Raw genomic sequence first — 14,748 nt, 5'->3', positions numbered from 1 at the left:
CAATTCTTAATATAAATGCAAACTTTTAAACATTATTTATGAAAAATTTATTTATTTAAGCTTTTTAGCAGTACCCGGTCTATTTTCCCGTTTGCCGTAAGGGGCATTCTGTCAAGTTTTTTTGTCAGGTTTGGTATCATATATCTGGGAAGCTTGTCCTTCATATAAGTTGCCACATCTGCTTCGGAAATATCCCCGACATAATACAGAATAATCTTTTTTGATACATCATCAAATATGCAGCATGCCGATTTAATCTCCGGATGCATATTTGCCACCGTTTCAATCTCTCCCAGTTCTATCCTGTGTCCCATATGTTTTATCTGATTATCTTTTCTGGACACAAAGACCAGCTCGCCCCGTTCGTTGTATTTTCCCAAATCCCCTGTTCTGTAAATAAGCTCAGGATAGGAATTGTTTAAGGGGTTTTGGACAAATACTTCCGAAGTCTTTTCAAAATTGTTGTAATATCCGAGGGTAAGTGAGGTCCCCCGGATGCAAATCTCTCCCACTTCGCCTTCCTTTGCCGGCTTATCTTCTTCGTTTAGAAGTATTATGTCCGTATTCTTAAAGGGCCGTCCTATAGGGATAGCTTCATCAAGTTCAAAATCCCTGTCCACTTCGTAATAGCAGGACATTCCTGTACACTCTGTAGGCCCGTATAAGTTTATAAACCTGGCATCAGGAAGATACTTTCTCCAAAGTTTAAACTGCTTTATGGGAAACACTTCGCTGCCGAATGCCACGGTTTTTAAATATTTAGGAACCGCTTTTTCAAACGTACCGAAAGATGAGATTATGGTAAGGGCGGAAACCACCCAGCAAATGGTGTTGATCTTCTTTTCATTCATAAATTCCACAAGCTTTAACGGAAACATAAATAAATGTTTCGGAATTATATAGGTGGTAGCCCCGAATTTCAAAGTGGAATACAATTCCTTAAGGCAAGCATCCACATACAGGGGTGTCTGATTACCGAAAATTGCATTCTCGTCAATTTTAAGCACTGCCGTAAGATTATCTATATAATCGATAACCGACCTGTGGCAGGCTACAACCCCTTTCGGAATCCCCGTTGAGCCCGATGTAAACACAATATATATGGGATCGGTATCTATCTGTTTTTCTCTTACGAGGTTTAACACTTTCTCATTCGGGCTTGTCTTAATTATCTCATCATAAAGATATACATTCCCTTTATAATCAAAAGTCTCCATAACCTTAACGGTTTTATGGTCACATATAACGGCTCTCGGTTTGACATTTTCGAAAATCAGTTCAATCCGGTGCCTTGGCATTTCTTCATCTATAGGGACATAAAAACATCCGGCATAAATAACTCCGTAAAATGTTATTATGGTGCTTGGGTGTTTACCCATAAACACCATTATAGGTTCTTTGTAATGTCCCATCTTATAAAGATATGTTCCTATAGCCCTTGAATTATTATATACTTCTTTAAATGTAACCTCATTTGTATCATCGGCATAAGCGATTTTATCAGGCACTTTTCCTATTATATTTTCCAGATATTCCAGTACATTGGTTTGCATAACCTGTTACCTTCCTGTTTATACGGTAATTTTTAAGTAAGTTTTAAATAACTAAATAATGATTCTTTTATTATTTCAAAACCTGTATAAATTAAATTATGTTATGAGATTTGAAAATTCCTTTCTTACAGGTCTTTCACATTTATTTATGCAGCACATGGCAAGTACTTCCAGGGCATCGATAAAACCCGGGCCGATATCGGCCGTCCGCTTTACCAGTGAAAGCTCTGTACACCCTAAGATAATCACATCGGCTCCCTTATTTAACAGTTCATCGCTTGCTTTTTTAAACTGCACCATATCTACCGGCATTCCGGCTTTTACATTTTTATAAATTATGTCTGAAATATATTCTTGCCCATTTTTTGAAGGAATAACAGGATTAATACCATTTTCATGCAATTCTTTTTGGAACAGGTTGCTTTTTATGGTTCCTTCCGTAGCCATTATTCCCGCATTTTTTATCCCCCGTTCTTTTAAATACCTAACGGTTTCTTTTATAATGTGAACTATTGGGACCTTAATGCTTTCTGAAATTTCCCTGTAAAAATAATGGGCAGTTATACATGGTATTGCAATATAGTCCACACCCATTATTTCAAGTGTTTTTGCGGATTCCTTAATTTGGGGCATGGGGCTGTCGCTGCTTTTGCCAAGTATATATTCTGTCCTGTCAGGAATTGAGGACTTGCCGATTATAACCATATCCAGATGTTCCTGATCTTTACCGGCATCAGTCATCCGGCAAATCAGTTCATAAAAATAAGCAGTTGCAAGCGGTCCCAAACCGCCTATAACACCCAATCTTTTCGGCATATGCTTCCCTTCCCGACTTATTGGTATTTAATAAATATTTATTTACGAATATTCCGATAAATTATATATATGGTTGATACCAATCAATTATACCCGGGCTTATTTTTCAGGTGTCCTCGGATATAAGGATTTATCGAAGGTATAATAATTGTTTCCTCTTAGCCTCGTTAATTCTTCCACTTCCGCATCCGTAAGCATAAAAGTTTGCCGCTTATCCTTATTCGGGCACGAATCAAAATGATACCAGCCGTCGCCGCAATTAATCAGATTCCAAAAATGCTCTGTCTTTCCTCCGACTCTGGTTACCCGCATATTATCAATTCCTGCCCTTGTAAGAAGTGCTTCGGATATCGCATAATAAGTAAAGCAATCTCCCATTCCGGTTACTATACCTCTATAAGCTTCTTTTCTCCAGTCTGATTTGTCGGAGTAACCGGTGTAAACTACATTTTTCTTAACCCATTGATATATTTCCCATGCTATCTCCCTTTTTGTCATACCTTCCTTCATAATCTTTGCAAGGATTTTATCCACTTTTTCATTGAGCATTTCCTCGGTTACGGTAAGAGGCAAAACCGTAATGGTTGCAGTTTCTTTTGCTTTATTTCCAGAGGAGTCTTCTGCTATATAATAAACTTTGTATGTCCCTGCCTTATTAAGGTTTACATTGCTTGAGTCTACCTGAAAACTTATATCCGTATCTTTGTTATCTTTTACACTGACTCCTTTTTTATATGAAATCTTATCTCCCACATAAACGATTTGATTCTTTATGCCCGAAAATACGGGAGGCTCAGTATCTTCTTTTACTGTAAGCATTGATTTTACTTCCGATTTATTACCGTAGGTATCCTCAAGAATTATTGTTATTTCTTTTGTCCCCAGTGTTTCAAAATCGGGTTCCTCTGCAAAAGTAACTTTTACATCTGATGCGTCACTGATATCAGTGACAAAATCCTGAGCAGCCAAAACATCTCCTTTCCAGACTTCCTTATCTAGCGCTACAGCCTTAGGTGGTGTGGTATCTACAACTTCAATTTTGGATTCCACAACCAAACCGTCTACCTCAAGCTGTATAGTATGGATTGCCGGTTTGCTTATATCAAGTTTTGACAAGTCTGATAAAATATTTACTTTTAATTTGCTGTCATCCGCAAAATCCGATGCTTTTATATTAAGTTTCGTTCCTGCTTCAACCTGTACGGAACTTTTTACATTCAATACGGTCAGTTTGGAGCTTATAACCGTGCGGTTATTCCCCATATCTTTCAGTATTATATTGACATCCTTTTCTCCCGGAATAGACGTATCGGGTTTTGCTTCAAAAGAAACCGTCACCTCGGTTGCATCACTTAAATTCGTAATAAAATCTGTTGCTTCTATTTTTTGGTCCTTTAAGGCAATAACCGAAACCGGATCAGCCTTTGGAGCTACTGTATCTACAATTTCCAGCTTTGATTTATAAATACGTCCGTTAATTTTTATTTTTATTTCATAAGCTCCCGGAATATTCAGATTAATATTATTTATATCTGTAACAAAACTGCCGTTTTTCCGTTTATTGGTCAGAAAATCTTTAATATTAATAGAGCCTGTACCTGCCTCAACAGTTACAGCTTTTACAACGGCAGGTTTCATTTTCATATATGCTAAACTTATCACAAGTATCAATACAAATAGGTCTAGCAACATAAGAAAAACCTGTATTTTTCTTTTTCTTCTTCTATTTCTCATGGTGCCTCCATATTCATTAGGTTATTACTAATTATTACCATTATGTGCCGGTTTAATAAACTAATAATTATTAATTGTCAATATGACTATTTTTAATCCTAAAATATTATTTGAAATTTAATTTGATTTTATAAAATTATAATATTAATGCCTTTATTTGATTTTTGCGACATTATTCACCTTTTTTCATCATTTTGCATATGATAAAAGAAAAAGGAGTTGAGCGTATATGAGTTGCTGCAAAAATTGGGGATTTAGACGTGAAAGACATTATGACAGATTCGACCCTTACGATCCTTTCTACCGGCACGAAAGAAAGGATTTACACCGGCATTACAGATACAGAAACCTTTACAGAGACGGCTATTTAAGCTGCCCCAGCAGAAAATGCGGTTATTACGATTACCGGAAATATTACAAATAAGATGGCTCCTTTTTGAAAGCAAAAAAATCTTTACTTTAATACTTCAGAATGATAAAATTATACTGTGTGAAAAACACAACGGATGAGAGAAAGGAGTCCAGACGATGAGCAAAAATATACGAACACCGGCTGTTGATCAATTGTTCGAAGCGATCCTTTGCCTTAAGAATATTGAAGAATGTTATACCTTTTTTGAAGATATTTGTACCGTGAACGAAATTCTTTCTTTATCTCAAAGATTTGAAGTTGCTAAAATGTTAAGAAATCAAAAAACATATCTTGAAATAGCAGAAAAGACCGGTGCTTCTACAGCAACCATCAGCCGGGTAAACCGTTCGTTAAACTACGGTAATGATGGTTATGATATGGTATTTTCACGGATGAAAAATAAAAAATCCGAAAAGCAAACAGAAAAATAGTCATGATGGGCTTTTAATATAAAGAACATATCGCTTAAAATTAATGATCAAAAATAAACACCTGCTGTGATTTGTGCAGTCATATGAAGTCTTAGACAGATTATAAATGCAGAAATCACAGCAGGTATTATTTATATTTAAGACAATTAAATATTTCGGTGTCTTTTACATATACTCTTGACCTAAAAGAAAGCATATTAAACTTAAGATTTCTTGCTGTTGTTATTGCTGCTTTTTCCTTTAACTTTATTGTTACCGTTTTCTTTACCCTCGGCTTTTGCTTCTGGTTTCAGATAATTATCTATAAGCTGTTCTATAACATGTTTTCGCATATAAACATCATAGCAAAGAATACAAATGAATGCAAACAATGTCAGGAAATCGCGGTCGTCATAATCTTTTACAAACTCAAAAGATTCTTTGGCTTTTGCCATCTTGCGGACCATATCCTTTGTCAGGATATCGGTTAAATCATTTTCAAGTTCAAAAATCTCTTCATATATTTCTTCCAGCCCTATATCGGATTTTCCACCATAAAATCTCTTAGTCAGGGGATTAAATATGCTTTGAATATCATTTATGGTGAGTATGTTCTTAAAATAATAAATAAATATAAGAAGAAACATATGCTCCTTTGTATACTTCTTATTTATGGGGGGAGGAAGCAGTTTGTTCTTCGTATAATTATTTATCATTGTTTTGGTAAGGAGTTTATCTTCACTATACCTTTTTGAGGATTTCAGGTGTTTATCCATAAAAGTGGTAACCTGATCCATATATAAATCTATGTTAGGTATATCATCGGGCATTATATATTTCATTTTTTTTAAGTTATTTATCAGGCCGGAGATATACTCCTCTTTTGACGTTTCCAATCCGATCACCTCAAATTTATTATATAGTATCCAATACTAGATGTCAAAGCTAAAAGTTCTGTATTTAAAAGCACAAAATTAAAGCAATTTATTTGAATGTTATAAAACAGTTATCCGCAAATCTGATTTTGAGTGCTATTTGCTTAGTTAAATTACAACCATATAACATGGTATCTTATGCAATTTTGAACAGGATAATGCCACCGACTTGCAACTAAGAAGAGGCCATGCTATACTAAACCTGTTCTATCGATTTCAAAACTAGAAACAGGCAGGTAAAATTATGAGTATATATGATACATTAAACCCCGAACAAAAAAAGGCTGTATTGCATGACAAAGGCCCTCTTCTTATCCTGGCAGGAGCAGGATCAGGAAAAACCAGGGTCTTAACTTACAGGATTGCATACCTGATTGAACACAGAAACGTAAATCCCTGGAATATCCTTGCCATTACCTTTACCAATAAGGCAGCAAACGAAATGAGGGAACGGGTGGATAAAATTGTCGGCGCCGGTGCGGAAAACATCTGGGTAAGCACCTTTCATTCCACCTGTGTCCGTATTTTAAGGCGGTTTATAGACCGGCTGGGTTATGACCGAAACTTCACCATTTATGATACGGATGATCAAAAAACATTGATGCGAGACGTATGTAAATATCTTGATATAGATACCAAAAGGATACCGGAAAAGAGCATATTGAATGCTATATCAAAAGCAAAGGATGAACTTATCTCACCCGAAGAATTTGAAAAAAGGGCCGGTCATGATTATACCCAAAGAAAATACGCCGCCGCTTACATGGAATATCAAAGACGGCTTAAGGCAAGCAATGCTTTGGATTTTGACGATTTGATTTTTAAGACCGTAGAACTTTTTATGAATGATAAGGAAGCCCTTACTTACTATCAGAACAGATTTCGCTATATAATGGTAGACGAATATCAAGATACCAATACCGCACAGTTTAAGTTGATTCATCTTTTGGCTTCCGGTATAAACGAGTATGGTGAAAGGGAATACAACATTTGCGTAGTGGGTGATGACGACCAGAGTATCTATAAATTCCGGGGAGCCAATATATATAATATCCTTAACTTTGAACAGGCATTTCCAAATGCTAAAGTTATTAAGCTTGAGCAAAATTACCGCTCAACTAAAAACATACTTAATGCTGCCAATGAAGTTATTGCAAACAACAAGGGCCGTAAACAAAAAACCCTTTGGACCGACAATGAAGAAGGCGAACCGGTATCATTTACCCTCTTTGAATCGGACTTTGAAGAAGCTGACCGCATAACCAGTGAAATAAAACGGGTTGTAGAAAGCAAACAGGCCAGTTATAACGATTTTGCCATTCTTTACAGAACCAATGCCCAGTCCAGAATTTTCGAAGAAAAACTAGTCCTTAAAAACATACCTTACAAAATAATTGGTGCCTTAAACTTCTATGCCCGTAAGGAAATTAAAGATATCCTTGCGTATCTTAAAACAATAGTTAACGGCAAGGATGACATTTCGGTAAAAAGAATTATTAATGTCCCCCGCAGAGGAATTGGTCTTGCAACCATTGACAAGGTGAATGATTATGCCGTTTTAAACGATATCAGCTTTTATGAAGCTTTGGTAAGAGCAAGGCAAATTCCTGGGCTTGAGCGTACTGCATCAAAAATAGAGCCTTTTGTCAGCCTTATTGAAGGCCTTCGCTCAAGTATAAACAGTGACAGCTATGATCTGACAGGAATAATCGATGATATCCTTAATGCAACCGGTTATTTAAAAGAGCTGGAAGAAGAAGGCACACAAGAAGCCGAAGAAAGAATAGACAATATTTATGAACTCAAAAACAAACTGGTATCATATGTAGAAACTGCTGAAATTCCCACTTTGAACGGATTTTTGGAAGAGGTTTCCCTTGTTTCCGATATAGACAGTATGGACGAAAGCAAGGATAATATTGTACTTATGACTCTTCACAGTGCCAAAGGCCTGGAATTTCCGTATGTATATATCTGCGGTATGGAGGAAGGCACCTTCCCCGGCTATATGGCTATAAATGCGGAAAATCCAGAAGAAGAGATTGAAGAAGAACGCAGGCTTTGCTATGTGGGTATAACCAGAGCCCAAAAACGTCTTTCCCTTTCGGCAGCAAAATTCCGGATGTTTCGCGGTGAAATGCACTATAATAAACCCTCCCGCTTCATTCATGAGATACCAAGACATCTACTGAAAATTACTTCGCCCGACAAAAAAACTGTATATAAATTTGCAGATGATGATTTTTCAAAAGAATCCGGACAAACTTCCGCTTATCATCTGTCCCAAACCCACTACAAACCTTTTGTTACTCCCGAACCAAAGAATTTTGGCGGCAGTAATTTAGGCACCATAGATTATGGTATCGGCGATACTGTAAAACATGTCAAATTTGGAACCGGTATCGTTACAAATATTGTTGCGGGCGGTAAAGATTATGAAGTTACCGTGGATTTTCCCAGATTTGGAGTTAAAAAACTTATGGCATCGTTTGCCAATCTTACAAAGGTAGACTAACTTTTAGTCAAGAAAAAATAAAATTAATTTTTAATAATTAAAAAACTATATAAATTAAATTTGTAATAGAATCACTAATCAATAGTATTTGAGGATAAACTTTTACTGAATAAAAAGATTGCCGATTACAAATTATAATATATAGTAATTAATCCATTATTATGTTATACTGTTTATAAGCAGTTAGTCATATAATAAACCAGAAAGGAAGTGCTGCCATGGGAAATAAATTAGATGAGTTTTTAAGTGCAATTAAGATAGGAGAACTTATGCATAGAAAACCCGAAAAAAAGAGAAATCCTATCATCTGTATTCTTGCTGTTATCGGTGCTATAGCGGCAGTTGCAGCCATTGCTTATGCTGTTTACAGGTATTTGAATCCTAACTATCTGGATGATTTTGATGATGACTTTGACGAATATGAAGACGACTTTGATGACGAAGATGATTATGAAGATGATGAAGCTGATGTAGTTGAAACCGAACAGGATGATACTACCGAAGAATAATTAAGTACCCAATATAAAGAATCACCGTCGATTTTATTTCCTGTCAGTTGTTTAAAATCGATTGTGATTCTTTTTTATTTCTAATCTTTTTTTTGGCTTTTATCATGTCTTCTTAAATAAAACCCAACTATCATAAGGATAATTGCCGGTAAAATACACTCAAGTGTACTAAATAACCATTTTTCCTGATTAAGCGTATTTAATAAACCATGAACGAGAATTTTAATTATAAATCCTAATACCAAAAGGAAACTACATAATATAAGCAAATTACTTACTTTTCTTCTTTTCATTATTCCTATCCCTTTTATCAGCTTCAAACCATTTCATTAAATTCACCTTTTAATCACAATTACAGTCAACTTTTCATAATTTCATAATTATATAATTTCATTTTATTCCATTTATAGTATATATTTGTTTATGCTATCAATATTATACATTGATGTCAAGTCTATAAATTATTGTTAACCGCCATATTAAGATAAAGATAGTTACTATAATTAGTTAAAAAATATATATTATTATAAATAATACCTCCTAAGCAATAAGGATTCATCCTATCAGCTTAAGAGGTATCATATAAAGTTAAAGATAGTTGGAAATTACATAATAAATAAATTTTGTGCATTCTTATCTAACAGATTTGCATTATATATTGTCTTTTAATATTTTATTTGCTCAATGCATTCTTAGCAAACTCTGTAGTTACAATGCTTTCATAAGGAACCCTTTTATCCAGCTCTCCCGCCAACTCCAGAATATCCTGCAGCAGGTCAAGGCTTTCCTCTTCAAATATTAAGTTTTCTTTCCATGTTTCCTGTTCGTAATATCTTGTTACCAGCAATACAAGTGTCTTCTCATCAGTCTCTTTAAACTGTCCGGATATGGCTTTTGCAATTTCTTCGGGAGTATGGCTTTGAACATAATCCATGCCTTTTTGAATTGCATTGGTAAACTTCTGGATTATATCCGGATGCTTTTCTATATAACTTTTGCGGGCAGAAAATGAGGTATACGGTACTTTTCCGCTTTCTATACCGAGGGAAGCTACCACTTTGCCTACACCTTCAAGCTCCAGTGCTGTAGCAGCAGGTTCAAACTCAATAGTATAATCTCCCTGGCCCGATGCAAAAGCCTGGGAAGTAAGACCAAAATCTATATTCTGGATGATATTAAGGTCTTTTTGAGGATCTATACCTTTATTCTTAAGTATATACTCAAATACCATTTGGGGCATTCCGCCTTTACGCCCGCCCAAAACAGTCTTACCTTTTAAGTTTTCCCACTTAAAATCCTCATTTAAGTCTCTTGATACCAGGAAATTACCGGCCCGCTGTGTCAGCTGCGCAAAGTTTACTACATAATCTTCCGCACCCTGATTATAAACATAGATTGAAGCTTCGGCTCCCATAAATCCAATTTCACATTCACCTGAAAGCAGTGCTGTCATAGTCTTATCGGCGCCCAGCCCGTTTACCAGATTAACCTTTAGCCCTTCTTCTTCAAAATATCCTTCTTCAAAAGCCACATACATTGGAGCATAAAAAATGGAGTGTGCTACTTCATTTAGAGTAATTTCAATCAGCTCGTCTTCCTTTTTACATCCCGCCATCGTAAGTACTGCCAAAAAAACAAGAGCCAGTACTATAATAAACTTTCTTTTCATTTATCCTCCCTAAAAATTTTCTTCTATCTACTATATGCAAAATTAAATATCTGGTACCATTTCATACCAAATAAATAATCCCGATAAATTTATATTAAGGTTTTCACCTCAAATTTCTCATAAATAATTGAATATATATGGAGGATTAAAATATTTCATAAATTCATTAAATAAAAATATAAATGAACTAAACTGGTCAAGCGTTTATTGGGGTGTTCTATTTTACTGCTGGAGCGCTGATTGCATAATTAAAGAGGATATAGATATAACTGCAATGCACTGGTTTGGTTATATCTATATCCTCTTTATATCCTCTTTATCAAGTTGTGCGACAACCCAGTTTTTGCCGCAACATTACTTCATCTTTAAATTTTAATGCCCCGTTTGTTATTCAGGTCTTTTACCCAGAACGACATTCAATTCTCTTTCTTCATATTGGCCGTTATTCAGTTCTTTTATTTTAATTACCACTTCATCGCCGGGCCTTGAATAAGTAAGTACATTCAATAAATCATCGATAGTTTCTATCTTTATATCATCAAAACCTACTATTATATGGCCGGGTTTTAATCCTGCCTTTTCTGCAGGTGAATCTTTGACGACATCATTAATAAATATTCCTACAGGTATATTATATATTTTTGATAAATCTTCGGTCACATTTTGTGCAGTTTCAACATTTATTCCCAAAAAGCCCATTTCTGAAACTTCCAGAACTTTGTTGTTCATAAGCAAGTTAATCATGGGGATTGCATCCGATATAGGAATAGCATAGCCCATTCCTTCCACTTTTGTGTCTGCCAGTTTAATCGAATTAATTCCTATTACTTCACCGTAAATATTTAGTAAAGCTCCGCCACTGTTTCCCGGATTTATGGCCGCATCGGTCTGTATCAGTTTCATTTTAAAACCCTGGACATTAAGCTCACGCTCAAGGGCACTGATATATCCCACAGTCACAGATTGTCCATATCCCAAAGCATTGCCAATGGCTATTACCATTTCACCGGCTTTTAAATTATTCGAATTTCCCAAACGGGCAACCTTAATTGAGTTTAAAGTTTCTGCCGACAAGTCTTCTATTGCTACTTCCAAAACAGCAAGATCGCTGTTAGAATCGGTACCTTTTATACTTGCTTCAGCCTTGCTGTCGTCAGCGAAAACTATTTCTATTTTTTCAGCTTCATTTACTACATGATTGTTGGTAACTATCAAAATGTGTGAATCACTTTGGCCTATAATTATGCCCGAACCGCTTCCGACCACAGGTTCATTAAATCTTCTGCCAAAGAATATATCATAACTGGTAATAATATCTGTTGCATTAATTGAAACTATGGCAGGCATAACCTTGTCCACTATATCTGAAACATCGGAAATTAAACCGTCTATCTTGCTGTCCGTATAAATCGCCTTGTCGGTGTCTGACTCCTCTGAAAGGCCACTGTCTTCAATTTCATCCTTGTCCTGTTCTGACATCTTCATATAATCTCTGCCGCCAAGGAAAAAATAATGATATCCTGTAACTGCGATACCGGCAACTATACCGAAAATAAGGGCTGCTGCCATAAACCATATAAGTTTTTTAAACTTTCCTTTTTCCTTTTTACCTTTATCCTTTACCTCCGGTGTCGGATAAATCCGGTTAGGGCTGTCTTCTGCCATCCGCCAATTTTCGTTACTGTCATGATTATTTATATTATAATTATCATTGTTATAATTATCATTATTATAATTATCATTATTGTAATTATCGTTCATATTTTTTCCTCCTTCAAAATCCTAACCACCTTTATGTATGTTATTCTAACAGCTATTTATGTTTACTTTGTGATTAGATTTTGAAATAATTTTTAATTGCTATTGGGAACAGGAACATAAGATCCTAATATTTTCATTTCCAATGCTTCTTTTTTTATGCTAAGTAAGGCATTTTTCACTTCAAGATCCTCCAGGGAACCTTCAAAGTCTATAAAGAAACGGTATCTGAAAGCCTGGCCTTTTATAGGTCTTGATTCGATTTTTGTTAAGTTTATATTATTATGGATAAAATGCGACAGCATATGATAAAGGGCACCGCTTTTATGCGGAAGTACAAAGCAAATGCTTATTCGTTTTGCATTCCTGATATAATTTCTTTTATTTGATATAATGATAAATCTGGTTTGGTTATGCTCCTCATTATGTATAGAGGGTTTAAGTATTTTTAATCCGTAAGTTTCACCGGCTCTTCTGCTTGCAATGGCTGCCTGAGTTATATCATTTTCCATACTAACTTTTTTTGCAGCCCCGGCAGTGCTGCCTCCTTCAACCAATTCCCAGTGCGGATACTTTTTCAGAAAATTTGAACACTGCAATAAACCCTGGCGGTGGGAATATACCCTCTTTATATCCGATAATTCTGCATCAGGAAGTCCCCAAAGAATATGATTGATAGCTACAACGTGTTCACCTATTATATAATTATCATATTCCGCAAGTAAGTCAAAAATATCTGACAAAGTACCGGTTGAGGAATTTTCAATGGGAAGAACACCGTAATCTGCTTTGTTATTTTTAAGGGCTTCCATGACCTCTTCGAATGTACCCATAGGAATCCCTTTTCCCTTACCGTCGAAGTATTCAAGCATGGCCTGTTCGGTAAAGGAACCGGTTTCACCATAGTAGGCAATAACGGTATCATCCCCTGCTTCGAATTCATCAACAGCTGTAAACCCCAGATCGTCTGCCGAATTAATTGCTGCGTATTGTGCCCTTCTGCTTATAGCCATTATTTGAGAAAACAATTCGACAACTGCATCTGCATTTTTTTTATCAGCTAAAGAATTCTTTAGCTGGCTTAACTTTTCTTCTTCTCTTGCCGGATCATAAACCGGAATCCCGTTTTTTTTCTTATATTCAGCTATTTTTAAAACAAGATCCATTCTGTATTCAAAAAGCTCCTTAAGCTTTTTATCAACTTCATCAATTTCATTTCTTAATTTTAACATATCATTCATAAAATTCCTCCGTGAAATTATTTATCTTATTTATAATTCCTGTATTAATTGTCGATTCCCTCGGGCCGATATATAATATGTGTATCTTTATATACAATAAAATTAGCTTTATTTATAATAAAATTGGAGGGGTCCTTTTTGTCAACCATAAAAAAAGTCTTGCTGACACTTTTTATAATTACAACTTTGTCATTAGCAGGCATTCTTTTATATTCCTGGAATCGAACCTTCGCCAATGATGAGAACCTTATAGGCAATACGGCGGGCAACATTTATAACGGTGGCCTGTTTTGTGAAAAGGACGGCATAATCTATTTCAGCAATGATAAAGATAACGGCAGCCTTTATATGATGAAATCTGATGCCACAGATATTAAAAAGCTTCATGATGACAAAGCTGCCTATATAAATGTCGATGAAAATTATATATATTATATCCGAGCCGTTGATACCAAATCGGTTAATTCAGGAAGCAGCCTTCCATTTAATAATACAGGTATTTACCGTATAAACCGAAACGGTGAAGGCCTTAAACTTATCAGCAGTAAGCCAGGCAGTTACATTACTTTAAAGGGAAATCATCTGTATTATCAAAATTACGATGTAGACAGAGGTGTTAGCCTCTACCGAAATCAGACTGACGGCTCTCATCAAAGGCTGCTTTTGATTGAGCCTGCTATACCGGCTGCTGTAATTAACGACAGATTATATTATACAGAAGCCGATTCTGATTACAGTATCAGTTACCTTGATTTATCCAGCTTTACAACCGGTACATTTATTGAAGGTGATTTTGCTTATCCTGTCTTTTTCGGTGATTATATATATTATATCGACCGGTCTGCAGGTACCATAAACAGGATGAGCCTTAACGGAACGGACCGTACTGTACTTGTAAAAGAAAAATGCTCCGCCTATAATATTACAAATTCCGGTAAATATCTTTACTATCAGGTGAATGATGCGGACAACAGCAAATTATGCCGAATGAATCTGGAAACATCCGCAGTCGAAATTTTGATGGAAGGTCATTTCAAACAAATTCATGTAACAGAAAATTATGTTTTCTTTAAGGATATGGACAATACCAACACTTATATTATACCGGCAGACGGAAAAGCAAAGGTAAGCATTTTTAACCCGCCGGACCTAAATCCATAAATAAACGGCAAATTACCGGTTTACCACGGACAAGT

13 protein-coding genes are annotated in these 14,748 nt (G+C 35.6%); 5 read left to right on the top strand and 8 right to left on the bottom strand.

The genetic code is table 11. From position 1 onward, the window contains the following. Positions 1-47 precede the first annotated feature (47 nt). From HHT355_RS03140 to HHT355_RS03130, 3 genes are all read right to left on the bottom strand, one after another. Positions 48-1,553: an amino acid adenylation domain-containing protein gene (locus tag HHT355_RS03140; protein WP_103201989.1), complete on the bottom strand. Its 1,506-nt coding sequence runs from the start codon at positions 1,551-1,553 to the stop codon at positions 48-50. Between the two features lie 96 nt (positions 1,554-1,649). Beyond that, complete coding sequence (cuyB, locus tag HHT355_RS03135; RefSeq protein WP_103201988.1) at positions 1,650-2,369, bottom strand: cysteate racemase; 720 nt, start codon at positions 2,367-2,369, stop codon at positions 1,650-1,652. Positions 2,370-2,468: 99 nt separating this feature from the next. After that, the gene (locus HHT355_RS03130; RefSeq protein WP_103201987.1) at positions 2,469-4,103 is read right to left on the bottom strand and encodes an immunoglobulin-like domain-containing protein; all 1,635 of its coding nucleotides are present in this window, start codon (positions 4,101-4,103) and stop codon (positions 2,469-2,471) included. 229 nt (positions 4,104-4,332) lie between these two features. Between HHT355_RS03130 and HHT355_RS03125 the strand changes: the two genes are divergently transcribed. Next, positions 4,333-4,527: a hypothetical protein gene (locus HHT355_RS03125; protein WP_103201986.1), complete on the top strand. Its 195-nt coding sequence runs from the start codon at positions 4,333-4,335 to the stop codon at positions 4,525-4,527. Between the two features lie 104 nt (positions 4,528-4,631). Then, on the top strand, positions 4,632-4,946 hold the full coding sequence (locus HHT355_RS03120; protein WP_103201985.1) for a YerC/YecD family TrpR-related protein: 315 nt from the start codon (positions 4,632-4,634) through the stop codon (positions 4,944-4,946). Positions 4,947-5,149: 203 nt separating this feature from the next. On the opposite strand, the gene HHT355_RS03115 is transcribed toward HHT355_RS03120, so the two are convergent. Beyond that, entirely contained in the window at positions 5,150-5,821 is a 672-nt protein-coding gene (locus tag HHT355_RS03115; RefSeq protein ID WP_103201984.1) for a DUF1836 domain-containing protein, read from the bottom strand. Positions 5,822-6,104: 283 nt separating this feature from the next. Between HHT355_RS03115 and pcrA the strand changes: the two genes are divergently transcribed. Both pcrA and HHT355_RS03105 read left to right on the top strand, forming a co-directional pair. Continuing rightward, positions 6,105-8,375 carry a DNA helicase PcrA gene (gene pcrA, locus HHT355_RS03110; RefSeq protein ID WP_103201983.1) on the top strand — a complete coding sequence of 757 codons (2,271 nt, stop codon included), beginning with the start codon at positions 6,105-6,107 and terminating at the stop codon, positions 8,373-8,375. Between the two features lie 218 nt (positions 8,376-8,593). Next, on the top strand, positions 8,594-8,884 hold the full coding sequence (locus HHT355_RS03105; protein WP_103201982.1) for a DUF4366 domain-containing protein: 291 nt from the start codon (positions 8,594-8,596) through the stop codon (positions 8,882-8,884). Between the two features lie 80 nt (positions 8,885-8,964). Here HHT355_RS03105 and HHT355_RS03100 read toward each other — a convergent pair whose 3' ends face one another. The 4 genes from HHT355_RS03100 to pheA form a co-directional block, all read right to left on the bottom strand. Beyond that, entirely contained in the window at positions 8,965-9,177 is a 213-nt protein-coding gene (locus tag HHT355_RS03100; RefSeq protein ID WP_103201981.1) for a hypothetical protein, read from the bottom strand. A 380-nt stretch (positions 9,178-9,557) separates the two neighbouring features. Then, complete coding sequence (locus HHT355_RS03095; RefSeq protein ID WP_103201980.1) at positions 9,558-10,553, bottom strand: ABC transporter substrate-binding protein; 996 nt, start codon at positions 10,551-10,553, stop codon at positions 9,558-9,560. 387 nt (positions 10,554-10,940) lie between these two features. Next, complete coding sequence (locus tag HHT355_RS03090; RefSeq protein ID WP_103201979.1) at positions 10,941-12,314, bottom strand: S1C family serine protease; 1,374 nt, start codon at positions 12,312-12,314, stop codon at positions 10,941-10,943. A gap of 92 nt (positions 12,315-12,406) precedes the next feature. Then, complete coding sequence (gene pheA, locus HHT355_RS03085; protein ID WP_103201978.1) at positions 12,407-13,552, bottom strand: prephenate dehydratase; 1,146 nt, start codon at positions 13,550-13,552, stop codon at positions 12,407-12,409. A gap of 138 nt (positions 13,553-13,690) precedes the next feature. On the opposite strand from pheA, the gene HHT355_RS03080 reads away from it, so the two are divergent. Next, positions 13,691-14,713, top strand: a complete 1,023-nt coding sequence (locus HHT355_RS03080) for a DUF5050 domain-containing protein (RefSeq protein WP_158245875.1) — start codon at positions 13,691-13,693, stop codon at positions 14,711-14,713. Positions 14,714-14,748 lie beyond the last annotated feature (35 nt).

The sequence above is a fragment of the Herbinix hemicellulosilytica genome, from assembly GCF_002904165.1.
Taxonomy (GTDB): Bacteria; Bacillota; Clostridia; order Lachnospirales; family Lachnospiraceae; genus Mobilitalea; species Mobilitalea hemicellulosilytica.
This window is presented reverse-complemented; position numbering and strand designations above follow the sequence as displayed.